The 22856-nt window shown below is 43.3% G+C and carries 21 protein-coding genes and 1 pseudogene; 17 read left to right on the top strand and 5 right to left on the bottom strand.

Translation table 11 applies throughout. The features are described 5' to 3' along the window. The first annotated feature begins 6 nt into the window (after positions 1–6). From tssK to MTR11_RS14980, 7 genes and pseudogenes are all read left to right on the top strand, one after another. Positions 7–1332: a type VI secretion system baseplate subunit TssK gene (gene tssK / locus MTR11_RS15010; protein WP_243327962.1), complete on the top strand. Its 1326-nt coding sequence runs from the start codon at positions 7–9 to the stop codon at positions 1330–1332. Next, positions 1329–2120, top strand: coding sequence for a type IVB secretion system protein IcmH/DotU (icmH, locus tag MTR11_RS15005; RefSeq protein WP_006741083.1), 792 nt, complete (start codon positions 1329–1331; stop codon positions 2118–2120). Before tssK ends, icmH begins: the two co-directional genes overlap by 4 nt. A gap of 148 nt (positions 2121–2268) precedes the next feature. Continuing rightward, a pseudogene (locus tag MTR11_RS24220) lies at positions 2269–2749 on the top strand (DUF4150 domain-containing protein); the annotation flags it as partial. A gap of 989 nt (positions 2750–3738) precedes the next feature. Beyond that, the gene (locus tag MTR11_RS14995) at positions 3739–5976 is read left to right on the top strand and encodes a glycoside hydrolase family 19 protein (protein WP_243327960.1); all 2238 of its coding nucleotides are present in this window, start codon (positions 3739–3741) and stop codon (positions 5974–5976) included. After that, entirely contained in the window at positions 5976–6539 is a 564-nt protein-coding gene (locus MTR11_RS14990; protein ID WP_243327959.1) for a hypothetical protein, read from the top strand. The genes MTR11_RS14995 and MTR11_RS14990 overlap by 1 nt, the downstream gene beginning before the upstream one ends. 78 nt (positions 6540–6617) lie before the next feature. Continuing rightward, positions 6618–7106 carry a hypothetical protein gene (locus MTR11_RS14985; protein ID WP_243327958.1) on the top strand — a complete coding sequence of 163 codons (489 nt, stop codon included), beginning with the start codon at positions 6618–6620 and terminating at the stop codon, positions 7104–7106. Positions 7107–7309: 203 nt separating this feature from the next. Beyond that, the gene (locus MTR11_RS14980) at positions 7310–7720 is read left to right on the top strand and encodes a hypothetical protein (protein ID WP_006741077.1); all 411 of its coding nucleotides are present in this window, start codon (positions 7310–7312) and stop codon (positions 7718–7720) included. Between the two features lie 114 nt (positions 7721–7834). Here MTR11_RS14980 and MTR11_RS14975 read toward each other — a convergent pair whose 3' ends face one another. Beyond that, positions 7835–8971, bottom strand: coding sequence for a multidrug effflux MFS transporter (locus MTR11_RS14975; protein WP_243327957.1), 1137 nt, complete (start codon positions 8969–8971; stop codon positions 7835–7837). 99 nt (positions 8972–9070) lie between these two features. Here MTR11_RS14975 and MTR11_RS14970 point away from each other — a divergent pair, with 99 nt between their 5' ends. Then, on the top strand, positions 9071–9844 hold the full coding sequence (locus tag MTR11_RS14970) for an AraC family transcriptional regulator (protein ID WP_243327956.1): 774 nt from the start codon (positions 9071–9073) through the stop codon (positions 9842–9844). A gap of 93 nt (positions 9845–9937) precedes the next feature. Here MTR11_RS14970 and MTR11_RS14965 read toward each other — a convergent pair whose 3' ends face one another. Further along, entirely contained in the window at positions 9938–10846 is a 909-nt protein-coding gene (locus tag MTR11_RS14965) for a LysR family transcriptional regulator (protein WP_243327955.1), read from the bottom strand. 135 nt (positions 10847–10981) lie between these two features. On the opposite strand from MTR11_RS14965, the gene MTR11_RS14960 reads away from it, so the two are divergent. From MTR11_RS14960 to mnhG, 9 genes are all read left to right on the top strand, one after another. Continuing rightward, the gene (locus tag MTR11_RS14960; RefSeq protein ID WP_046875926.1) at positions 10982–11701 is read left to right on the top strand and encodes an SDR family oxidoreductase; all 720 of its coding nucleotides are present in this window, start codon (positions 10982–10984) and stop codon (positions 11699–11701) included. A 396-nt stretch (positions 11702–12097) separates the two neighbouring features. After that, positions 12098–13033, top strand: a complete 936-nt coding sequence (locus tag MTR11_RS14955; RefSeq protein WP_046875927.1) for a universal stress protein — start codon at positions 12098–12100, stop codon at positions 13031–13033. A gap of 110 nt (positions 13034–13143) precedes the next feature. Then, a complete protein-coding gene (locus MTR11_RS14950; protein WP_005392611.1) occupies positions 13144–13335 on the top strand; it encodes a hypothetical protein in 192 nt (63 codons plus the stop codon). Positions 13336–13501: 166 nt separating this feature from the next. Further along, the gene (mbhE, locus tag MTR11_RS14945; protein WP_243327954.1) at positions 13502–16171 is read left to right on the top strand and encodes a hydrogen gas-evolving membrane-bound hydrogenase subunit E; all 2670 of its coding nucleotides are present in this window, start codon (positions 13502–13504) and stop codon (positions 16169–16171) included. Beyond that, positions 16171–16524 (top strand): Na+/H+ antiporter subunit C, encoded by a 354-nt coding sequence (locus MTR11_RS14940; RefSeq protein ID WP_167427378.1) that lies wholly within the window; start codon positions 16171–16173, stop codon positions 16522–16524. Before mbhE ends, MTR11_RS14940 begins: the two co-directional genes overlap by 1 nt. Next, a complete protein-coding gene (locus MTR11_RS14935; RefSeq protein WP_243327953.1) occupies positions 16521–18017 on the top strand; it encodes a Na+/H+ antiporter subunit D in 1497 nt (498 codons plus the stop codon). Before MTR11_RS14940 ends, MTR11_RS14935 begins: the two co-directional genes overlap by 4 nt. Next, the gene (locus tag MTR11_RS14930) at positions 18014–18490 is read left to right on the top strand and encodes a Na+/H+ antiporter subunit E (RefSeq protein WP_145534735.1); all 477 of its coding nucleotides are present in this window, start codon (positions 18014–18016) and stop codon (positions 18488–18490) included. Before MTR11_RS14935 ends, MTR11_RS14930 begins: the two co-directional genes overlap by 4 nt. Next, the gene (locus tag MTR11_RS14925) at positions 18483–18761 is read left to right on the top strand and encodes a cation:proton antiporter (protein WP_005392606.1); all 279 of its coding nucleotides are present in this window, start codon (positions 18483–18485) and stop codon (positions 18759–18761) included. Before MTR11_RS14930 ends, MTR11_RS14925 begins: the two co-directional genes overlap by 8 nt. Beyond that, positions 18761–19054, top strand: coding sequence for a monovalent cation/H(+) antiporter subunit G (mnhG, locus tag MTR11_RS14920; protein WP_243327952.1), 294 nt, complete (start codon positions 18761–18763; stop codon positions 19052–19054). The genes MTR11_RS14925 and mnhG overlap by 1 nt, the downstream gene beginning before the upstream one ends. Before the next feature lie 26 nt (positions 19055–19080). Here mnhG and MTR11_RS14915 read toward each other — a convergent pair whose 3' ends face one another. The 3 genes from MTR11_RS14915 to MTR11_RS14905 all read right to left on the bottom strand — a co-directional run bounded on the left by MTR11_RS14915 (position 19081) and on the right by MTR11_RS14905 (position 22850). Continuing rightward, positions 19081–21087, bottom strand: coding sequence for an acetoacetate--CoA ligase (locus MTR11_RS14915; RefSeq protein ID WP_243327951.1), 2007 nt, complete (start codon positions 21085–21087; stop codon positions 19081–19083). Positions 21088–21174: 87 nt separating this feature from the next. Next, positions 21175–22101, bottom strand: a complete 927-nt coding sequence (locus tag MTR11_RS14910) for an electron transfer flavoprotein subunit alpha/FixB family protein (protein WP_237309485.1) — start codon at positions 22099–22101, stop codon at positions 21175–21177. Continuing rightward, positions 22098–22850, bottom strand: coding sequence for an electron transfer flavoprotein subunit beta/FixA family protein (locus tag MTR11_RS14905; protein ID WP_243327950.1), 753 nt, complete (start codon positions 22848–22850; stop codon positions 22098–22100). Before MTR11_RS14905 ends, MTR11_RS14910 begins: the two co-directional genes overlap by 4 nt. Positions 22851–22856 lie beyond the last annotated feature (6 nt).

Genomic DNA, 22856 nt, shown 5'->3' with positions numbered 1-22856 from the left:
AGAAACATGTCTTTATACAATCCAGTTGTTTGGCAAGATGGAATGTTCATGAAGCCGCAGCATTTTCAACAACTCGATCGTTCGCAAAGTAAACTGTCGAGTATGTTGAGCAGCAACGCATCTCCTTTACATTGGGGGATTAAGCGTTTGGAAATAAATTCACAACTGCTAGCCCTCGGTAAAATTGGTATTACGCGTGCAGAAGGTATCCTACAGGACCGCACGCCATTTGAACTTCCACTGCTCGCTGAACTACCAGAAGTGAAAGATGTAGATCCTTCGATTGCCGATAAAGTCGTTTATTTGTGCTGTCCGTTACCATCGGAACGTTCTGAGTTGTTTGGTACCAAAAAAGACGGTGCGCGCTATACGATGGAATCTCAAGAAGCGGTTGACGCTTGTTATGATTCGGAAGACATGGCAAATATCGTCGTCGGTAAGCTTAACTTTTGCTTAATGTACGATCATGAAGATAAGAGTGCTTACACGTCTATTCCGATCTTAAAGATCTCAGAAGTGAAGCCTGATGGCAGCGTGATCTTAGATGATAGTTTCATTCCTACCTGTATCGATATTCATGCGTCGACAGTACTGAGTAAATTTGCGACCGAGTTTGCTTCTATGTTGAAGCATCGCGCGGAATCGATAGTCCAGCGATTAGGGGTGGTGGATCAACAAGGCGTATCATCGGTTTCTGACTTTATGCTATTGCAAGCGCTCAACCGATACGAACCCTTATTTTGGCATTTCGCCAGCACAGAAGCTGTGCATCCTGAGTCTTTGTATCGAATTCTTCTTCAGGCAGAGGGTGAGCTTTCGACGCTGTGCTCAACGACACGCCGACCTATTGAGTTTACGAAGTACAATCATGGTGATCTTACTAGCTGTCTTTCTCGCGTCCTAGACAGTGCGAAAATGACATTGAGCGTGATGTCTGAGCAAAGAGCAATTCCACTGACCTTAAAAGATCAGAACTATGGCATCAGAACGGCAGCAATCCCTGACAATAAGATCATTGATACGACAACCTTTATCCTCGCAGTTAAAGCCGACGTGACCTTGGATGTTCTGCATACCCAGTTTGTCAGCCAAACGAAGATCGGTTCTATCGATAACATACGTGACTTGATTAACCTTCAACTGCCTGGGATTGAGATCAAACCAATGCCAGTTGTGCCACGCGCGCTGCCGTATCACGCTGGCTACACCTATTTCGAGCTCGATAAAACGGGCGAAGAGTGGATGGCATTGAAGAACACTGCTGCGATTGCGATTCACGTTGCGGGCGATTTCGCTAACTTATCATTGCAACTTTGGGCCGTTCGTCTATGAGTTACGCAGAAACAGACGTCACCGTAGTCTTATTCCAACCAGAGCCTGGCAAACCAATGGAGGTAATGCCAGCGCCTGACTTATCGAGAAACATCGCAGTACAAGATCTATCTATCGACAACATGGGTATTAACCCGCTGGTAGATCAATTCTCATGGTTGATCGCCAGTCTGTCTTGTATGTCTTCGATCCCTTGGCTTGATGACCCGATGCCATTTCGTGAACAAGTGGCACGTGAGATTCGAAAAGGTGAACGAAAACTTAATGAAATGGAGCTCGATCGTGCTTCGGTTCTTGTTATTCGTTACTGCTTGTGTGCGGCGATTGATGAATCTGTTTGTCGGCAAGAATGGGGGGCAAATAGTCACTGGAGCCAGAACAGCTTACTGTCTGAATTCCATAACGAAACATCTGGTGGTGACAAGTTTTTCGTTATTCTCGACCGCTTAAAAGCCGACCCTCGCAAATACCGTCACGTTATAGAGTTTCTCTATTTATTGCTCCAACTTGGTTTCCAAGGCAAGTACGGCCGTGAAGAGCGTGGTAACGAAAAGTTAGCGGAAATTGGCAGCACCATTTATCGATTAGTGCGAGATGACCGCCTAGCAGAACAAGAAAAAGTTTCTTTAATCAACCTTAAAGCTAAATACCTAAAGAAGCCGTTAAAAAGGGTAATTTCACCCAAGCTGATCTTGAGTCTTAGTGCGATTACGTTTGCGCTTATGTATGCGGCAACCTACATCGTCATAGACTTAAAATTCCAGCAACTGCTTGAAGTGTATAGATAACCAGAAATCTAAAAATGAGATCTTCTGCCAGTTTTAAGGTTTGCTGTGAATATCACTGGTCTTTTAGTGAAATTCACTAGTTATTTAGAGAGATTGCAGTTTGCGATCTCTTTTATCATTCAATCAATAAAATTCAAATGGATTGGTTATGGGCGTAACAGTTGGTGCGAATGGACTTTCGATAGTTCATAAAGGCTCAGGTGGTGAAGCGAATGCAACGCTCCCAGATGTTTGTTTAACTAAGGTCGGCAAGCCAGTCGTTCCTATCCCTTATGGCAACAATGCTAAATCAGCAGACCTTGCAGGTGGGACTACGACGGTCTCTATGGATGGCGGTAACAGTGTCGCTATCAAGGGCAGTACGTTCTCAAAAAGTACTGGCGATGCGGGCGGTGACAGAAAAGGCGTTGCCTCAGGCACGATAGAAGCCGAAGCGAAATTCATTTCAGCCTCACCAACGGTTAAATTTGAAGGTAAGGGCGTATGTCGCCTGTCCGATCAAATGACCATGAATAAAGCTAACACTATGTGTTTGGGTGGCGCACAAAACCCATCGGTTTCTGTGACTGAAGAGCAGGAAGGGACGTATACGCTGGATATAGAATGCAAATATCCAAATGGGCTCCCTTACTCTAATGCACAATTTTCTTTAGTCGAACCTTCAGGTGCTGTCATTGGGAGTGGAGTGCTGGGCTCTAGCGGAAAAGCATCTGTTAATGGTCTCGCTCTAAAAGAATGCAGGTTAGTGCTCAGCGAAACTCAAGACTCTTACACCCCGAACCAATCTTTAACTGAAAATATTGTTACGGAAACTTACCCTGATCCGAATGATTTTTGTACGTTTGTCGCAGGTCGCCGCTCGCCATTTTGGGAAGATCGTGTTGGGGTTGCTAATGACTGGGGCATATTGATGTCCCCATCCTTCAGTGATGATGACTTTAAAGATATTGTGTTAGAGCAAAGCCGTATATCGTCTCCTTATGCGATTAGTCAAAATCACTCTAAAGATTTTTCTGATGCTTATGTTTCGGCACTTTATCACATCCAAACTGATACTACTGCGCTAGAGAAATATGAACCTTTAGTTGAACTGCTCTTGGAGCAAGTGCACGAAAATGGCGATATATTGAGAGTCTTATATCAAGCTGATGTGTTTGAGCCTCCCTATGAATTATTAGCGAAGCTTCGCTTTTTAGGGACTGGGAACACTGTGAAGTATTTGCAGTTTGTTTTATGGACGTTGATAAACAATCAAATCTGTTCATACATCGATGAGCTAAACAGTGAAATCATCGGTCGTTTAGATTTCATACAAAGCCAAGCTTCTGCAAGATCATTGAGTTCTGTTGAAGAGGGTATAAACGGTTATACAAAAGCACTTAACCACTTCAAACAAGCACTTCCTGACGTCATTAGCCAAATTTTCGAGACCAAAAATGACACCCTAATCTCTATATCGGCAATGGCCCTTGGGAGTACCGTTAATATAGCGAGCCAATCTAGCTTTGCTACTAATTTAGGTAGGGTTAATGCGGTGGTGTACACGAAGTCAAACAACTTGAACCGCCCATCATTTGTCACTTTTGACGATAACTTTTCTGACTAGGACATTTAAATCATGGATGCAGTTTTTCCGATAGCGCAACGAGAAGGTGACGCTTACTACACGCTCAGTGATTTTACGAAATTGTTTGCTCAAGCTAAGAGTGGTCGTTACTTAATAGGACAAGGATATGGTTGGCATAGTGGCGTTCACTTAACATCAAAAATGTTACCGTGGGGGAAAGGGCTCAGACCTATTCAAGCGATGCTTGATGGAAAAATAGTGGCATTTCGCATAAATCCTGATTACCTAACATCAACGTACCAAGAGCAAGAGTTTAAATACAGTAATAACTTTGTGCTTATCGAGCATGAGGCTGTAAACCCCGAAGATAGTGAAGATGTATTTAAATTCTATACACTTTATATGCACCTTGCGCCACCTTCAGATATTGGCGCTAATTCATCAATAAACACGCGTTATCGCTTACAAGAAAGGCGTAATGTACGCATTTTCGAACATAGTGATGTGCCTACTAACTCTAGCGTAAAAGTAAAAAAACGGTCGATGTCTAAAGGGACATTACTTGAATACTTGTATGCTGAAGAGAAGGAAACCCACCCATACCAGATCGGCAAAAATACCTACAAAATGATAAAGTGCCGTGTGGTAGAGAATGGTGAATCGGCAAGTGGTAGCGAAAAAGCACTGTTAAACAAGATTGTTTGGTTTGCTTCGGGTCTCAATAGTGACTTTGACATTTTAGAAGATTCCTCTGCTGTCCTATCAGAACCAGTTTCAGAACCTAAATGGATGTCGGACAACGCGGCAATGATTAGGGACGGTAGTGTGGTTTGTTTACTCCCGATCTTATTTAGAGAGGGAATAAAAGTTTCAGCTGGGGAAGATATCGGCTACATGGGACTGCACGAGTACAGCAACGATGCAATAGGAACTAAGAAAGACGATAATCGCGTGCATATCGAGATGTTTTCTTTTGAGGAGCCGCCCGAATTTTTCAAAAAACAGATTTCTCCCAAAAATGCGGAAGAAAATCCACTGGTCGTTCTCGATGGATCCGATAGTAGTGGTGCCGTTGATATGAGTAATTCGTTTATTCAGCAATTACTTGAATCTGTGACAGAAGATCAAGTAACGGACTTCTCCTCGTTCACTGCTCGCGATGCCAAAGTATACTTAGACGGTAAGCGTAAACACTTTGAGCGATTTATTGTGAAACATCCTACAGATTGGCATACAGAGTCGTCACAAAGTCTTTATGAATCAATCCATCAGACCGCAAAGGAAGATCTAGATATTAAGTGCTCCGCTGGTTTTGTGACTATAGAGGACTACCGTAACTCCCCATGGCGCGATCAAGTGATGGATAGCTTTGATCTTTTCTCGCAATTCGAACTGGAAAGAGCAGATAAGTTCTCATGGATGCAAGATTTACAAGGTGATTTGCAACTAAGCGATGATAAGAGTCTTTGGCATTATTGGCCTTTTATTCCTCAAACTCAAGGTGCCTTTAAGTTTACTCTAGAAATGCTACAAGAGGTATACCCTGAAGTTAAAGACTCTAAGCGGGATGTCTTACAAGGTATTGTTAATGAACTAAATGATCACATGCTTTTTTATAAGCTAGATACGCCTTTACGTAGAACACACTTTTTTGCTCAGCTTATGCAAGAAACCGGTGAGAGCCTAAATATGGCTGAATATACCAATTATCGTATTTCTACGCTGGATACATCAGAATTTAATACTGCTAGGTCACGTCGATATCCTTTAGATCACCCTAAATATGCAGGTAAGCGCTATATTGATGTTCACGGTATCGCAGACAAGAAAAATGGTAAATTCGTTAAAAAAGATGGTACTTCTCCTACTCTTGATGACAAAAGGATATTGTTTAACGTTATGTATGGAGGCAGAAGCGAAATGAAGAATGGTGATTTTTTGACAACTGATGATGGGTGGATTTTTAGGGGGCGTGGATTAAAACAGCTTACCGGCAGAGACAATTATGAGCGTTTCAATAAATGGCATTTACAAAATCAATCAGAGTGGCCATTGGACGTCGTAGATTTTTTAAATACACCAGAGCTTATATTAGAGGCTAAATATGCGACTCGCTCTGCTGCTTGGTTTTGGCTAGATATTAAAGGTCCTGAGAGGGCAGATAAAGGAGCCAACGATAAAGTTGTGAATGAAATAACACGTAAGGTAAACCGTTATACTAGCAATAAATCTTACCGGAAGCGTAGAGAAAACTTCAAACTTTTATGGGAAAATAAGGTATTTAACTAATGATAAAAAATATTAAACTTCATGCTATGTCAAGCTTTCTCATAATAAGCTTCCCAGTTTTAGCAGTACACCCACAGATAGACAAAAAACTAAGCGATACAACAGTCACTTTGTGTAAGAGCAACGAGGACATTTACTTTAATGCAAAGTTAGAGAACCGAAAATATGTTTCCTTGTGTGGGGCTGGGCATAGAAGTCCAAGTACTGGTTATGTAAAGTATCGATATGGGACAAGCGATAAAGTAGAATTAGAATACCCAAAAAGTGCAGAAACCCCAAAAGGTAAGTTTTTAAGTTATCATATAAGACTTGGTAAGTTACAAGGTAGGAATATTTTTTTCTATTCAGGGGATTACAGATATAGTATCGGTTATTTAGCTGATAACTGTAGCTTGCATGTTTATAAAGGTAGTGAGCTTGTATTTAGCTCATCTTGCGAAGAGACTTCCGAGCTGAACACGTTTGGTGGAGGTCAATCATCAGGCTCGGTGATATTAGAAGAAGAACTAATCAAAAGATTTCCTGAACAATTTCAAGACCCAAATGAACCGGAGTTTCACTGAATTTACAATAGATGTGTTAGCTTATAACGATCCTCTGGTTCTTGCGCGTGACTCTTGAATGTTTGATGAGGGGGCTCCTTGTTCATTAGGAATATAAACATCATTAGCTTTTTATCGTCCTTGTCTCTTTCACTTTCTGTAAGTGCAAGCTGTGATCAAGAATCCACCGTATTCACATGTGATTTAGAAAATAAAGGTGGCAGTTTGAAAGCTTGCTTTAATCAAGCCGAGAATTCGATGTATTTTTTTGTTGACGAAAATGGGTTGAAAACAGTTTATACTCCAAGACAAGGGAAGAGTTTAGATAACTATAAATGGATAGATATTTCTTTTGAAGAACCTGAATTCATTCCTTTGAAGTTTGAAGTAAATGAAAACAAGAATGCGTATTTTTCATTGACTAGAGGTGGTGGGCGGTTGAGTGTCGTTGCTAACTCCGTTGACATGATTGAAGATGAAAATGCTGTTGAGTACTACTGTGAATTGGAAACTGAAACAGCTCTGGATCCCAACGTTAGATTAAAAATAAAACACGTAAAGCCCAATGAGTTTGAAGCTTGGGATTAAATAGCAATAGATTCCAGTGAGAGCCTAAATAAAATTCATTTTAATAAAGAGTTAGCTTTTCTAGAAAATTTACTCGAGATGTTTGGATAAGAAATGTTCAGATAAAAAGCGCCGAAAGGCGCTTTTTATTTTCTTTAAAATAAAGTATGGTCTCCCTCCTTTTAAAATGGTAAGTGTTGAATAATTATACAGTGGTTAGGTAAATGAATAAAATAACTAAACTCGCTTTGGCTTTGTCCGTATTGACATCTGTTGTTGGGTGTCAACTGGTGTCAAATACGCCGATGCAATCGACAGCAACGAAGGAAATAATTGAAAAAGCAAAGGCAGAGTTTGATGGACAACGTTTTTATAAGTTGAATGAATATGATGAAGAAATCAACGTTTCAGATGACGGTGTCATTACCTTCAAGTCTTACTTACCACGCAGCGGCGGCTATGAATGGGTACCAATTGTGATACGCGATACTAGTTTTCGTGTTTCTTGCGATTATTTCAGTGAATATGTTGAAGCTGGAATGGTTGTTCAGGTTCAGTTTGTAGGTAAACGCGGGCGCATTGAAAATTACGACAAGCAACGTTGTGAAGAGTTTGGCGAGCCAACATGGCAATAAGATCTATGGATAATTAAAGCGCCGACAGGCGCTTTTTATTTACGTTTTAGTTAACCGTTAGAAAAGATGTAGACCAATCTTCGGAAGATTAGGCAAGCAATGCGTAGTATCTGGTCACAAGTTGGTATGAACTTGCCTTTTAGAAAACGCTAATAAAATCGCTAAACAGCTACATGCTAATAGAACGACACCTAAGTTTTGTGCTGTTCCAGCCATCGCTAATCCCGTCCCGATCATGATGTAGTACATGAGCCCAAATAAAGCGCCTGCGCTACCTACCTGTTGTTTATAATCAACGAGTGCGTCACTGAGTATATTGGGTATCGCAATCCCATAAGACATGACGACTAACACCATTGGAGCAACAAACCAGATTGATTGGCTCAGAATCAACACACCGACTGATCCCAAACTAAGCAATACTGCTGAGAGCCAAAGTAGTTGGCTTTTTCGAACATTTTTAGACACTAGGGATTTGTTTAAATAACTCCCAAGCAGAGTGCCTAACCCCAGTACCATGCCACTATATCCAAATTGTTCGGAGCTATACCCAAGTGCTGAGAAAGTAAATGCGCCAAGCTGGTAATAAGAAAATAGAGCAATGTTATACAAAGCAACCAGTAATCCTGAGCGCCAAATTCGCGCGTCTCTTACCATTTTCCAGCTAAGTTGACGCAACCGTACTGGTGTCTGTTCTTTCTGTGTTTCAGGAAGCTTAATAACGTTATAAGCGAGCAATACTAACGCGATTAAGAATAAAGCGAAAAATACATAACGATATCCACCAAGCCCTGTAAGCTGCCCGCCTAATAGCATGCCTACTACCGGGCTGATTGATATACCCATCCCCATTAAGCTGAAGACTTTACTCAGTTCTTGACCGTCAAACGCGTCACGAAGCATGGTCTGTGTGACAACAGAGCCTACCGCGATACCAAATGCGCTCAGGGCCCGCGCAGCCATGACAACAGCAAAACTCTCGGTTTGAGTTGCGAGTAAAGACGCAAAACCATAGATAAAGAGCCCAATTAACATGGTAGGCCTTCTTCCCAGTTTATCTGCGAGCACTCCCCAAACAACGACGCCAATGGCAAACGCTAGGAAGTAATTCGACAGTGTTTGTGCTGCTTGTGCGTGGTTTACATCAAATGATAGAGCGATTGAGCTCAACGCTGGGCTATAGATGGTTTCTACAATTTGCGGAAACATCAACATAACCAGCATGAGCCATAAAGAGGGCTTAGTATTCATATTGTTACCCATTGTTAATGAAGTTGGCGGGCAGTATAAATGAGGCTATGATTGAGCCAATAACAACATAAAAACCAAATACATCAACATTCGGACAAAATGGCACTTATTGACGAAGAAACACAGTTTGACGCAGACAAAATTTCTAATTGTGTAGTGGGAATTGCTGCGGATATTGGCAAGCACGACTCGGGTATGCATCAGCACAAGAAAGGGCAATTGTTGTACGCACCTCAAGGTTGTATGAGTTTTGCTCTGAAGGACTCGATTTGTATTCTGCCCCCGACAAAGGCGGTTTGGATCCCACCTAATACGCCGCATCGCGCACTGATGACGAATGTGGTTGCGTATCGATCTTTGTATTTTGATTGTGAGGTGTTTGCGTGTCCGAGTAAGATCACGATGATAGAAGTGAATACTTTACTCCAAGCCCTCATTGATAAAATGTCATTCTGGGAGTGGGATAAGCGTAAGAGCGAGATGATAAATACGACAGCACTCTTCTGGGAGGAGTTTTATGCTGCGAAACGTTATTCGTTTCAGTTGCCTTTGCCATCACATCGGCGCTTAACAACATTTCGCCGGGAGTTGGTTGAACCTTCATTTCTCGCTCCTTCGCTTACTACTCTTGCAAGCAAAGTGGGGGCAAGTACCAAGACGGTAACACGATTATTTAAGTCGGAAACGGGTATGAATTATCAAGATTGGCGTCAACAGTGGAGGCTCTTAAAAGCAGTTGAATTGTTATCAACGGGAATGCAAGTCAGCGCCGTTGCTGATTGGCTGGAGTTTTCTTCAGACAGTGCTTTTATTGCATTTTTCAAAAAGCAAACTGGGCAAACACCGCTAATGTTTATGAAAACTAGACCTTAAAACATCACGATGCTTACGTATTTCTTTAGTACAAATTTGGGCTTTATAGATTCCGTATATATTGGTTCACATAGTGAAATGCTATCGAGCACGTTACTTGTGTTTACTCGGCAGTTGACGAAAATATTGAGTAGCAAAGTCAATAAAGGCTCGGATGCGTTTTGGTTGATGTCGGTCGTGATGGTAAAGGAGTGAAAACTCCACACTCGGAATGCTCCAGTCGGTAAACACTTCTTTTAGCTTGCCTGTCTGGAGTTCTTGTTGGCAATAAAGTGCTGGTACACGGATGATACCATTTCCCGCCAACGCTGCTTTTATCATTACTCTGCCACTCTTACATCGTAACTGTCCACGTATCTGGTGTTCCGTTGACTGCTTTGTATTTGTGTTCTCGAATGCCCAGCGTGTCACACTACCTGTCAAACAAATGTGTTTTTCTAAGTCTTTTGGATGCGAAGGGTAGCCATGTGTTTCTAAATAACTTGGGCTTGCGTACGTCCCCATTTCCACATCAATCAGTTTGCGAGCGATAAAGTTGGAGTCGTCTAACTTTCCCATTCGAAAAGCGATGTCGAATTCATCCGCGATTAAATCGACACGATGGCTGCTAAAATCTAAGTTAATGTTCACTTGTGGGTGTTGGATTAGAAACTGAGCAACGATATCTGCGACAACGTCTTCCCCTAAATAACCCCCCACGCAGTTGATACGAATTTCGCCTCTTAATTCTTCTACATCATCAATCACTGCCATAACAGCTTGATCAATATTGTGAAGGGCGGTTTCACACTGTTTATACAGAACCTTGCCTGCTTCGGTGAGCTTCAGTGTTCGAGTGGTTCTTTGTAGCAAAGTGGCACCAATCTGTTGTTCCAGATTTGTTATTTGACGTGAAACGTGTGAGCGAGAAACGCCAAGTTGCTCTGCTGCTTTCGTGAAGTTTCCTAGTTGAGCGATTAGGACGAAAGAGCGGATATCCGCAAGGTTGATGTGTGTTTGCATGATGACTTCTGCGTAATTCAAAAAAGTATTGTTGCAGTATAACAACAGTGTTTCAACTAGGTCGGTATATATCAACAAACAAAGTTTTCTTAAACTTATCGCCATTGAGGTAAACCGTTCTATTAAGGATTCAAAATGAAAAAGTTAATTGTTATTACAGGCGCTAGTTCAGGCATTGGTGAAGCGATTGCACGTCATTTCAGCGAACAGGGCCATGCTCTTCTTTTGTTAGCAAGACGTGTAGAACGTTTAGAAGCATTAAACTTACCAAATACGCTTTGTGAAAAGGTAGATGTGACCGATAAAGCTTCTTTTGAAGCGGCAATTGAGAAAGCAGAAGCGTTGTATGGTCCGGTAGATGCACTTGTAAATAACGCAGGCGTTATGCTTCTAGGCCAGATAGATACTCAGGACGCATCGGAGTGGAAGCGCATGTTTGATGTGAACGTACTTGGCTTGCTAAATGGCATGCAGTCCGTTTTAGCACCGATGAAAGCGCGTAACAGTGGTACGATCATTAATATCAGCTCTATTGCGGGCAAGAAAACATTTCCTGATCATGCCGCTTACTGTGGTACCAAATTTGCGGTTCATGCGATTTCTGAAAACGTACGTGAAGAAGTCGCATCATCGAATGTTCGTGTTACGACTATTGCACCTGGCGCAGTGGAAACTGAATTACTTTCACATACTACGTCTCAAGATATTAAAGATGGCTATGATGCTTGGAAAGAGGATATGGGGGGCGTGTTGGCAGCCGACGATATTGCACGAGCAGTGCTGTTTGCTTATCAGCAACCGCAAGGTGTATGTGTTCGCGAAATTGCTTTGGCACCAACAAAACAGCAACCTTAACATTAATTTACAGCGACTTCTGGATCATTAGGGCTGTGAATATTTGCACACTGATTCGTGATTGATATGGCATCTTTCAACTAAGTCGTATGAAAATTTAGGTTACCCATTTAAGTCCGTAGCCTAAGTGTGTTATTGCTTATACCCAAGTTACTCAAGGTGAGAAAAAACTTTGAGTAATTTGGGTTTTTATTTGGTCTCAATTTTTAGTATGTAGCTCTATTGGGGTCAGCGGGCCACAGTCGTAAAGAAAAGGAGAAGGTGACGTAAAGCAAAATGAAGCAATATCCATAGCTTAATGAGAATTGATTTCATCAACGTCACAAGCCGTTACAATTATCCGTTAGGTATTATACTTTGTGGGTGGTTAATATTTAACCAAACAAGGAGGTGTGTATGAAACGATTCGCGAACATACTTTTTGCAACACAAGGATTGCCTGGTCATAGTGAGGCGCTCGAACAAGCGATGAGGATCGCATCCAGCAACAAAGTACCTGTTTCAGGGCTAATTGCGTGCCCCGATTTCCCCGCGGATATGCTCCAGTATCAGCAAAGTTATGAGCAATCGCTGCAAGACTCCCTCAAACAAAGCATTCAGGAATACAGACAGAAGCTCGATCTTTCTGAAGATGATCTGGCATTTCCTCTTACTGTGAAAAGCAGTGAAAAACCCGCTGTCTGTATCATTAAAGAAGCATTAGCTGACAACAAAGATCTTATCATCAAAGAAGCTGAACCACTCGGTGAAGGCGCTGAGGGTTTCAAAGCTATTGATATGACACTGTTACGCAAATGTCCTTGTCCATTATGGTTACACCGACCGATTGATAAGCCGAGAGACAAACGCCGTGTGGCTGTTGCTATAGATCCGTTAACGGCGAGCGATGAACAGCACTCATTAGCGGTGCGTTTACTTGAATTATCTCGTTCAATAGCCGACACCTGTGACAGTCGTTTACATGTGATTTCTTGCTGGGAATATTACTTAGAGAATTACCTACATGACAATGCTTGGATTCAAGTCGACGATGCTGAGTTGAAACATGAACTCGACAAAGCAAAAGCCGATCATAAACAAGCTCTACAACAACTGCTGGAAGAGTCGGGGATTACGGGTGAAATTGTGATTCATCATTTACACGGAAAGCCTGATGAAAAAATCCCGGATTACGTAGAAAGCATAGAAGTGGACGTTCTAGTCATGGGTACCTTAGCGAGAACTGGGATATCTGGCTACGTCATTGGTAATACGGCTGAAAACATTTTGCAATCTATAAACTGTAGTTTGGTCGCTCTTAAGCCCGATGGTTTTGTATCGCCGATTCAGTAATTGGTGTGTAACAAACCTGGGTTTAAGTGGTTGTTTTAGGTAAAGGAGGGAGACGGAGTTCTAGAACATGGAATTATCAGTGTATCAATAAGTTATCAGAGGAGAGTGACATGAAAAACCTATGCCCGAAATGCCACACAGAAATGATAGAACGTTCGAACGTTTATGTTTGTCCGAGAAATGATATCGGTGACTGCACCTACGATGCGTTCGAGTTAACTGATGACGATAATCCATACACATTCAGTCGAGAACACGTAAGTAGTGATCTACGTTCTTACACCGTAGCGGACAGTAAGTAGCTGTTTGTATTAACGTTCCTTTAAGTAGCATTCAGTGATTGCTGTTTGCTACTTATCCCTTGGTTTTATGATCTTTTTTGAAATACTTGGGCTAAAACAATCAAGTGGAGCTTTTTATCTTTGCGCCAAATAGGGCGAACTTTCTTATAAAAATGAATGGGCTGCGATGTTGAATAGCATAACGGGTAAAGAAAACCTGCCGAAAAATCCCGATAATCAGTTGGTCTTACTGATTTTCCCTGTGCTGCCAATTTTAATCTTCTCTTTTCTTTTTTACATCTACACACCCGCAGGCGTAAGCTGGAATGCGGAATGGATACCAGGCCTCGATATTAACTTCAGCTTTAGGTTAGATGGTTTGTCGTTCCTTTTTGCCGGGCTGATCAGTGGGATTGGCGCACTGATCCAAATATACGCTTTGGCTTACTTACGAGAGAGTTATAGCCGATTTTCCTTTCATTTATACCTAACCCTATTCATGCTTGCCATGCTAGGGATTGTGATGAGCGATAACATCCTGTTGTTATTTGTTTTCTGGGAACTCACCACCATCACTTCTTACTTACTGATTGGTTTTAATCACGAAAACAAAACGTCACGAAAAAATGCACTGCAGTCGTTGATCGTTACAGGTGCTGGTGGGCTAGCGTTGCTAGCTGGTCTTATCTTGCTGGGAGCAATGGCAGGGAGTTATGAGCTAAATACCATTATCGAGCAGGCAGACACGATTGCGCAGCATGAATGGTTTATGCCATCTCTCGTGCTCATACTACTTGGTGCATTTACTAAATCTGCGCAGTTCCCGTTTCATTTTTGGCTACCTAACGCGATGGCAGCGCCCACTCCAGTCAGTGCGTATTTACACTCGGCAACAATGGTAAAGGCGGGCATTTACTTGTTAGCGCGGTTATCGCCAGTTTATGCTCATAGCGAGGTTTGGTTTTATGCCTTAGTGATCACAGGGAGTATCACCGCCGTTTGGTGCACGTTTGTCGCATTAAAACAAACTGACTTGAAGCTGATGCTAGCCTATAGCACGAACGTGGCTTTGGGGAAATTAACATTATTACTAGGTATGGGCACAGATTTGGCCGTGAGTGCAGTATTGATGTTTATTCTCGCTCACTCTTTCTATAAAGCAGCGCTGTTTATGGTGGTGGGGAATATCGACAAAGCGACAGGAACGCGAGATATTGAACAACTGTACGGCTTGAAGTCAGTGCTCGTCATCAGCATGGTTGCGGGGAGTTTGGCAGCATTGTCGAAAGCTGGGTTTCCGCCGTTGTTAGGCTTTTTGAGCAAAGAGTACATGTACAAAGCCGCCGTAGAGCTCAATAACTGGATCGCCTTTGTACTTTTAATCGTGAATATACTGATGGTCGCGCTAACCATTATGCTTATTGCGAGACCATTCTTTGCTCGCCGTGATCTCGTGCCAATTGAAACGAAGCCGATTGAGGCCAAAAAGGCTATGTGGGTTTCACCTTTACTCTTGGCACTTGGCAGTCTCATCGTTCCTTTAGTCGGTTTAAATTGGTTAGATCACCACATCATCTTTCCTGGCTCTGCTGACATTCTGCCTGCAGCCGATATTAAAGCGACATCATTATGGCATGGTGTGAATGTACCGCTAGTCCTAAGCGTTATCACGCTAGTATTGGGGTATGTGGTGTACCGTGTTTATCCCACTGTGTCTGCATTTTTTCAGCGGTTACATCTATTCGTCCCCAAAGCGGAGAATGTTTTTGAACGACTATTAGATGACATGATGACACTGGCGAAGTGGCAAACGGCGCTGTTGCAGCAAAAGAAGTTGAGTCGTTATGTTCTGCTATTTTTCACGGTACTCGCCGTCGCTTTGCTTGGTCAGGTAGCATTTATTCCTCTGCCTTTGTTTGAACAGCTTTCAAACGTGGCTTTCTATGAGATTGGCATTGCCTTATTGCTGATTGGTGCAGCGATCGTATGTACGTTGTCTCACTCAAGGCTTCTTGCGATTTCTGCGCTAGGTATGATTGGTTTTATGACCACGCTTGTTTTCATGATCTACAGTGCTCCGGACGTCGCGAAGACTTTACTGTTAGTTGAAACATTAATGGTGGTCTTTTTAGCATTGTTAATGCGTCATATGCCGCGTTTAACCACCGTGCCCAAGCATTCAATAAAACGCAAAGTGGCGAATGCTTGTATAGCGGGCGTGATAGGTGTTTCGATTACTTTCCTCTTGTTAGGAATCACGTCCCAGCCGATGGATTCGTCGGTGTCGGATTTCTTTGCGGAAAATAGTGTCCCAGGCGGGCATGGGCGCAATATTGTTAACGTTATTCTGGTCGACTTTCGTGCGTTCGATACATTGGGAGAGGTTGTCGTCGTTGTCATTGCTGGGATTGCAGCAGTGAGCTTGCTTAAGACAAGAGCGAAAAAGCAAAACCGTATTCAATCATTAATTTTTGCAACCACGGCACATATCGTCGCGGCGCTCATGCTCGTGTTCTCAGTGTATCTGTTATTACGTGGTCATAACGAACCGGGTGGTGGCTTCATTGGTGCATTGATTGCCGTTATTGGCTTATCGCTTCTCATGTTCGCGGAATCACCGAAATACGTTCGTTCTAGATTGTATTTCAAGCCGTTTTTCATTGCGTTATCTGGCATTGCATTGAGCTTGATATCAGGAGCTTTGAGCTTTGCGTTTGATAAACCGTTTTTAACCGGGTTGTGGTGGAAAGATGTGATACCACTGGGTACGCCGTTGGTTTTTGATGTTGGTGTTTATCTTGCCGTTATAGGTGGCGTGATGGGGATGCTGCTTCGTATTAATGAGGAGCTAGAGTGATGGAAATAGTCTGGAGTGTTGTCGTTGGAGTATTTGTCGCCGCAGGCGTTTACTTAATGCTGGAAAAGCATATCTTGCGTCTTTTGTTCGGTATCATGTTACTCAGCAGTGCGGTTAACCTTGCTATTTTTACCGCGGGAAGGCTGACTCCTGGAGAGCCGCCATTGATTGGCGATAATGCACTTTTGCCACCAGATGGCGCGGCAAACCCATTACCTCAAGCGCTGATTTTAACCGCGATAGTCATCGGTTTTGGGCTACTTATTTTTGCTTTAATGTTGTTCTATCGAGCTTATAAAGATTCTGGAACCGCAGACGTCGACGAAATGCAACGTTCTGAGGAGGGTCAATGAGTTCGATTTTGCTGACGTTACCTGTTGTTCTTTCATTGAGTACGGCGCTGACCATTTTCTTTGTACGTCGCTCAACAAAAAGTGTTGAGTGGTTAAGTGGCGCAAGTGCGATTTTGAACCTTGTTGTCGCAGGCCTTCTCACAGAAAACATCATAAGTAATGGTATTCAAGCCGTTGCTTTTGGCCAGTGGCAAGCACCGTTTGGTATCGTCTTTGTCGCAGATTACTTCAGCGTTGCCATGGTGATGATTACCGCAGTGATTGGTGCGATATGTGTTTTCTATGCCATGGCGGACCTTCACCGAAAACCTTCCTATAGCAATTACCATGCGTTGACGCACGTGTTGCTTGCTGGTGTTTATGGCGCGTTCCTCACCGGAGATATTTTTAATCTGTATGTTTGGTTCGAGGTCATGCTCATCGCGTCATTTGGTTTAATGGTATTAGATGCAACGAAAACTCAAATTGATGGGGCAGTGAAGTATGTGATGTTGAACCTGATTTCGACGCTAGTGTTCTTACTTGCCATCGGTTTGTTGTATGGCGCAACTGGCACCTTGAACTTGGCCGATCTCTATACCAAAGCGGGAGAGAGCGAATTGAGCATCAACATGATGTTGTCCGCCTTGTTTTTGTTTGCCTTTTCTATCAAAGCGGCACTATTTCCTTTATTTGCTTGGTTGCCAGCTTCTTATCACACCTTACCAAGTGGTGTGGTTGCGCTGTTTGCTGCGTTGCTTACTAAAGTCGGCGTATACGCGTTAATACGAGTCTTCACATTAGTATTTCCGCTCGCCGAGAGTGGTTGGCAGCCGACTTTGATTTGGATTGCTGGCCTCACCATGTTAATGGGCGTTTTGGGGGCGGCAAGTCAATTCGACATTAAGAAAATTCTTTCTTTTCACATCATTAGCCAAATAGGTTACATGATAATGGGATTAGCGATTTACACTCCTTTAGCTTTGGCTGGCGCTATTTTCTACATTGTTCATCACATCATTGTAAAAGCGAATTTGTTCTTAATCGGTGGCTTTATTGAGCGCAAATATGGCTCTAGTCAACTTGAACATTTGGGAGGGGTATATAAAGCAATGCCTTGGTTAGCGTTCTTGTTTCTTGTCCCTGCGTTTTCTCTGGCAGGATTTCCGCCGCTCTCTGGTTTCTGGGGCAAATTTTTGGTGATCAAATCGAGTTTACAGGCTGAATATTACTGGTTAGCCGGTACCGCGCTGTTGGTGGGGCTGCTTACCGTCTACTCGATGACGAAAATTTGGAGTGAGGCATTCTGGAAAAAGCCGGTTAGGGAGAAAACAGAACAGACTCTGCAAGTCAAAGTACATTGGTTGTATTGCGTTCCAATTGCCGTATTGACCATGTTCACGTTGATCATAGGCTTGGTGGCGGAGCCTTTTTATCAGTTTTCTGTTCAAGCCGCTGAACAACTGTTAAATCCGAATGAATACATTCGAGCGGTATTGGGAGGAAATTTATGATCTATCTATTCCTCAATCTTTTCTTAGCATTAGCATGGATGATGTTAAACGGAAGTTATTCGAGTCTGAATTTTGTCGTCGGATTTACGGTCGGTTTTTTTGCCTTACGGTTGAGCCAACCATTTGGATTAAAAACCAGCTACTTTCGACGTTTTGCGTCGGCATTAAAGTTACTGGTGTACTTCGCTTATGAAATGATCATATCGGTTGCAAGAGTCGTGTGGGATGTCGTGACGCCAACGCATTTGAGCCAGCCAGATATCGTCTATGTCCCTTTGGACGTCGATTCCGACCTTGAAATCACGTTACTTGCGAATATGGTTTCGTTAACCCCGGGCACACTCAGTTTGGACGTTACGCCTGATAAAAAGCATCTTATCGTTCATGCAATGTTTGCGCCTGAGCATGAAGCAGTTATTCGTGGAATTAAAAACGGATTAGAGCATCGAATTTTGGAGGTGACGCGTGGATAGTTGGCTGCAAATAAGTGTCACTTTTGCCTATGCAGGGCTATTACTCAGTTTTGTTATGGCTTTCTTCCGTTTAATTTTAGGACCAACGCTGGCTGACCGAGTTGTGGCGTTAGATTTGATTTCATTTATTACCATCGGCTTTATTACGGTTTACACCTTAGACAGTGGTGAGGATGCCTTGTTAGATATCGCCATTACATTAGGTTTGGTCGCATTTCTTGGCACAATCGCATTTGCGCGTTTGATCGTTAAAAGGAAGGAGAAAGAATAATGGATGTGTTGATTGGGCTGTTTTTATGTTTAGGGACGTTATTGATCCTAAGCGCTAGTTTAGGTGTGTTGCGGTTGCCAGATCTATATACCCGAATGCATGCCGCAACCAAAGCCGGTACCGTCGGAGTTAGTTGCTTACTACTAGCGGTTGCCTTCTCACTCCCTGAAGTCACCGTGATCTCCCGAGTTATCGGTACGATGTTGTTTATCGTTCTCACGGCACCAATCGCCTCCCACCTGCTCGGAAGAGCAATGCGAGAGGTCGGATATAAGATTTGGCGTAATGATTAAGTTTTTTCTTGTTTAACCAATTGTCACTATTGATTCAGCTGGCTAATTTCTTCCAGAACTTCTGGGTTAGCAATAGCACCAATATTTTTTACAGCTTGCCCGTTCACCAATTGTTTCACGGCTAGTTCAACCAGTTTTCCTGATCGCGTTTTAGGAATATCACTGATAGCAAAAATTTGGCGTGGGACATGGCGCGGTGAACATTTTGTTTTCAATGTTTGGCGAATTGAATTGGTGAGTTGTTGGGTTAACTCGACGTTGTGAGCGAGTTTTACTAGTAACCAGATTTCTTCAGACTGCTGGTTTAACTTGCCGACGGCGATGGAGTCCTCGACCTCGGGTAACGCGTTCACTTGCTGGTAGATCTCAGCGGTGCCGATTCGTACGCCGCCTGGATTTAAGGTTGCGTCGCTACGGCCATAAAAAATAAAACCGTCATGTTCGGTTTGCATCACATCGTCGCCGTGGTGCCAGATATCGGTAAACTTGCTCCAATAAGCGTTGTGATAGCGTTCGCCGTTGTCGTGCCAAAAACCGATAGGGAAGTTAGGTAGTGAGTTATTGCAAGTCAGTTCGCCGCGTTGCTGTGTAATGGTTTTTCCCTCGTCGTCCAAAACACGCACGTCGATTCCAAGCCCTGAACCTTGGCATTCGCCTTTGTACACCGGTGAAATAGGGTTTCCAAGTACAAAACACCCACAAATATCCGTGCCGCCAGCAATGGAAGCCAAATGTAAATCCTGCTTGATGTGCTGATAGACATAATTAAATTGTTCTGGGTAAAGCACTGAGCCGGTCGAACACAGGGTTGTGAGTGACTTCAGGTCGTGTTCTGACTTGGGAGAGTAATTCGCTTGCTCTAGCGCCTCTAAATATTTCGCTGACGTACCAAACAGTGACACGCTATGTTCTTCTGCTAATCGCCATAAGACGGAGTGATCAGGGTAAACCGGGCTCCCATCGTAAATCACTAAGGTAGCACCACTCGCAAGTGCTGAAACATGCCAGTTCCACATCATCCAACCACATGTTGTGTAGTAGAAAACCTTGTCTTGTGGTTTGATATCGCAATGTAGTTGATGTTCTTTGAGGTGATTGAGCAAGGTGCCGCCCACGGAATGGACAATACACTTTGGTTGCCCCGTTGTGCCAGAAGAATACAAAATGAATAACGGGTCATTAAACAGTGTTGGTTGATATTGAATTGGTTGTGGAGAAAAGTGGTGAGCAATATCAGACCAATACACAAAGTCAGAAGTGCTAGCACTCTTAGCGTTTTGTATATATTCGATTTGGCATACGCTAATAGTGGCGTATTCGGAGACACTGCTTAGCTTGCTACTAAGAGTGGTGTTCTTGTCCGTCATATCGAAAGTTTTACCTCCGAACTGGTAGCCATCACAGCAAAAAAGAACTTTCGGTTTGACCTGACCAAAACGCTCTACGACGCTATCGATACCAAAATCAGGAGAGGTTGAAGTCCAAATGGCGCCAAGGCTGGTAGTAGCCAACATGGCTATAACGGTTTCTGGAAGGTAGGGCAAATAACCCGCAACGACATCGCCTTTGCCAACACCACAATTGAGTAGCCATTGCTGAACGACAGACACTCGTTCGAGCAACTGTGTACCAGTGAGCTGCTTGTGTTCACCGCTTTCATTAGTAAAAACGATAAACTCACGCTCAGGTGTTTGTTCGGCCTGAGAGAGGAGATTCTCTGCGTAGTTCAGCGTGGCGTCAGCAAACCATACGGTGTCCCTATTTACATGACTCTGAGTAGAATCTGTCTGTGTCCACTTGGGAGCACCAAGGCTTTTGACTTGCGAGCCAATATTTCCAATGACGTTACAGAAATGCCAGGTATGTCGCCAAAATTCGTCATTATGGTCAATGGACCACTGGTGTAAAGACGTGTAATTATTGATTGAGATATCTTCGGTTTGGTGCGCATTAACCGTCTCGATAAATCGTAGCAAGTTGCTATTGCTGATGCGCTCAGCAGATGGTGACCAAATAGGTGCAGAATTTTGCATAGGTCCCTCTAATTTCAATTCTTTTTGAATATGACCAAAACAAAATAAAGGGGCGAACATAGCAGTGTTCGCCCCTTATCTGATTGTTTAAAGTTGTTCGGCAAGCTGAGGTAGTACCTCAAATAAATCACCAACCAATCCATAGTCGGCAACTTCAAAGATAGGAGATTCTGGATCTTTGTTGATCGCGACAATCACTTTGGATTCCTTCATTCCTGCAAGGTGTTGGATGGCACCGGAGATCCCAACTGCAATATAAAGCTTAGGCGCAACGATTTTACCGGTTTGACCCACTTGTAAATCGTTGGCAACAAACCCAGCATCAACCGCCGCGCGAGAAGCGCCAATGGCGGCCCCCAGTTTATCGGCGACTTGTTCGATCAATGCGAAGTTCTCTTTGCTACCGACTCCGCGTCCACCTGACACAACCACCTCTGCCGCGCTTAATTCAGGACGCTCTGACACGGTTTTATCGACAGAAACCAATTCAACCATTGGAGCTGAGATGGTGACTTGCTGATGCTCAATGTCAGCTTGATTGTGACAAGTAACCGGCTCAAACGCAGACGCGCGCACTGTGACGACGCGAACCTTGTCGCTGGTGGTCACTTTGGCAAATGCATTCCCTGCGTAAATAGGACGAATAAAGGTGTTTTCATCGATAACTTGGACAATATCGGAGATTTGCCCAACGCCGAACTTCGCTGCAATTCGCGGTGCAAGATCTTTTCCTTTTGATGATGAGCTAGCCCAGATGGCGTCAAAACCTTCAGAAAAACCGACCACGATAGGTGCGATACTCTCGGCAAATTGATGCTTAAGTTGCTCATCATCGACACAAATTACGTTTGATATACCATCAACGCGACAAGCTTGCTGAGCGACTTCTTCACACTGGTGGCCTACTACGATCAAAACATTGTCTTGGCTGACTTGTTTTGCTGCATTAACCACTTTGAGTGTGTCCGCATGCAATTGGTTATTGTCATGCTCTGCTATGATTAAGTTCTTCATGAAATCACCTTCGCTTCGTTACGCAGCTTATCGAGAAGCTCTGAGACAGATTCAACCTTGATGCCACCTTTTCTTTGCGCTGGCGGTGTGACTTCTTGAATGGTTTGGCTAAATACCACTTCAACACCCAGACTGTCAGGTGTGATTGTATCTAACGGCTTGCGCTTAGCTTTCATGATATTAGGCAAAGAGGCAAAACGCGGTTCATTCAGGCGTAAGTCAGTACTGATCACCGCAGGTAAGTTCATCGCGACCGTCATCAAGCCGCCGTCCACTTCTCTCACGACCTGAACTTTTTGATCTTCTATCTTCACGTCTGAAGCGAAAGTTGCTTGAGGCCAGTCAAGTAGGGCTGCCAACATCTGAGCCACTTGGTTGTTGTCGGTATCAATCGACTGTTTACCCGTAATCACAAGCTGTGCTTGTTCTTGCTCGACCAGAGCTTTGAGCAGCTTAGCGACGACTAATGGCTCTATTTTGTCTTCAGTATCGACTTGAATAGCGCGATCGGCACCTAACGCAAGCGCAGTACGTAGTTGCTCCTGACATTGGCTACCGCCAGCACTGACAACGATGACTTCATCTGCAATACCTTGCTCTTTTAGTCGTACGGCTTCTTCAACGGCTATTTCGCAAAATGGATTAATCGTCATCTTGACGTTATTGGTTTCAACATCGCTATGGTCCGCTTTCACACGAACTTTAACGTAGGGATCAATGACCCTTTTGATTGGCACTAGTATTTTCACGTTAGA

Origin of the sequence: Vibrio sp. CCB-PB317, assembly GCF_022808245.1 — a bacterium.
Taxonomy (GTDB): domain Bacteria; phylum Pseudomonadota; class Gammaproteobacteria; order Enterobacterales; family Vibrionaceae; genus Vibrio; species Vibrio diabolicus.
Note: the sequence above shows the minus strand (reverse complement) of the source record. Positions and strands in the feature narration are given on the sequence as shown.

Bases quoted from the DNA above. Each gene is read 5' to 3' on its own strand.
- MTR11_RS14935 (WP_243327953.1), top strand. From the start codon at position 16,521: ATGAGTTCGATTTTGCTGACGTTACCTGTTGTTCTTTCATTGAGTACG.
- MTR11_RS14965 (WP_243327955.1), bottom strand. From the start codon at position 10,846: ATGCAAACACACATCAACCTTGCGGATATCCGCTCTTTCGTCCTAATC.
- MTR11_RS14930 (WP_145534735.1), top strand. From the start codon at position 18,014: ATGATCTATCTATTCCTCAATCTTTTCTTAGCATTAGCATGGATGATG.
- MTR11_RS14970 (WP_243327956.1), top strand. From the start codon at position 9,071: ATGGCACTTATTGACGAAGAAACACAGTTTGACGCAGACAAAATTTCT.
- mnhG (WP_243327952.1), top strand. From the start codon at position 18,761: ATGGATGTGTTGATTGGGCTGTTTTTATGTTTAGGGACGTTATTGATC.
- MTR11_RS14980 (WP_006741077.1), top strand. From the start codon at position 7,310: ATGAATAAAATAACTAAACTCGCTTTGGCTTTGTCCGTATTGACATCT.
- MTR11_RS14950 (WP_005392611.1), top strand. From the start codon at position 13,144: ATGAAAAACCTATGCCCGAAATGCCACACAGAAATGATAGAACGTTCG.
- MTR11_RS14955 (WP_046875927.1), top strand. From the start codon at position 12,098: ATGAAACGATTCGCGAACATACTTTTTGCAACACAAGGATTGCCTGGT.
- MTR11_RS14990 (WP_243327959.1), top strand. From the start codon at position 5,976: ATGATAAAAAATATTAAACTTCATGCTATGTCAAGCTTTCTCATAATA.
- tssK (WP_243327962.1), top strand. From the start codon at position 7: ATGTCTTTATACAATCCAGTTGTTTGGCAAGATGGAATGTTCATGAAG.
- MTR11_RS14910 (WP_237309485.1), bottom strand. From the start codon at position 22,101: ATGAAGAACTTAATCATAGCAGAGCATGACAATAACCAATTGCATGCG.
- MTR11_RS14975 (WP_243327957.1), bottom strand. From the start codon at position 8,971: ATGAATACTAAGCCCTCTTTATGGCTCATGCTGGTTATGTTGATGTTT.
- MTR11_RS14940 (WP_167427378.1), top strand. From the start codon at position 16,171: ATGGAAATAGTCTGGAGTGTTGTCGTTGGAGTATTTGTCGCCGCAGGC.
- MTR11_RS14960 (WP_046875926.1), top strand. From the start codon at position 10,982: ATGAAAAAGTTAATTGTTATTACAGGCGCTAGTTCAGGCATTGGTGAA.
- mbhE (WP_243327954.1), top strand. From the start codon at position 13,502: ATGTTGAATAGCATAACGGGTAAAGAAAACCTGCCGAAAAATCCCGAT.
- icmH (WP_006741083.1), top strand. From the start codon at position 1,329: ATGAGTTACGCAGAAACAGACGTCACCGTAGTCTTATTCCAACCAGAG.
- MTR11_RS14995 (WP_243327960.1), top strand. From the start codon at position 3,739: ATGGATGCAGTTTTTCCGATAGCGCAACGAGAAGGTGACGCTTACTAC.
- MTR11_RS14915 (WP_243327951.1), bottom strand. From the start codon at position 21,087: ATGCAAAATTCTGCACCTATTTGGTCACCATCTGCTGAGCGCATCAGC.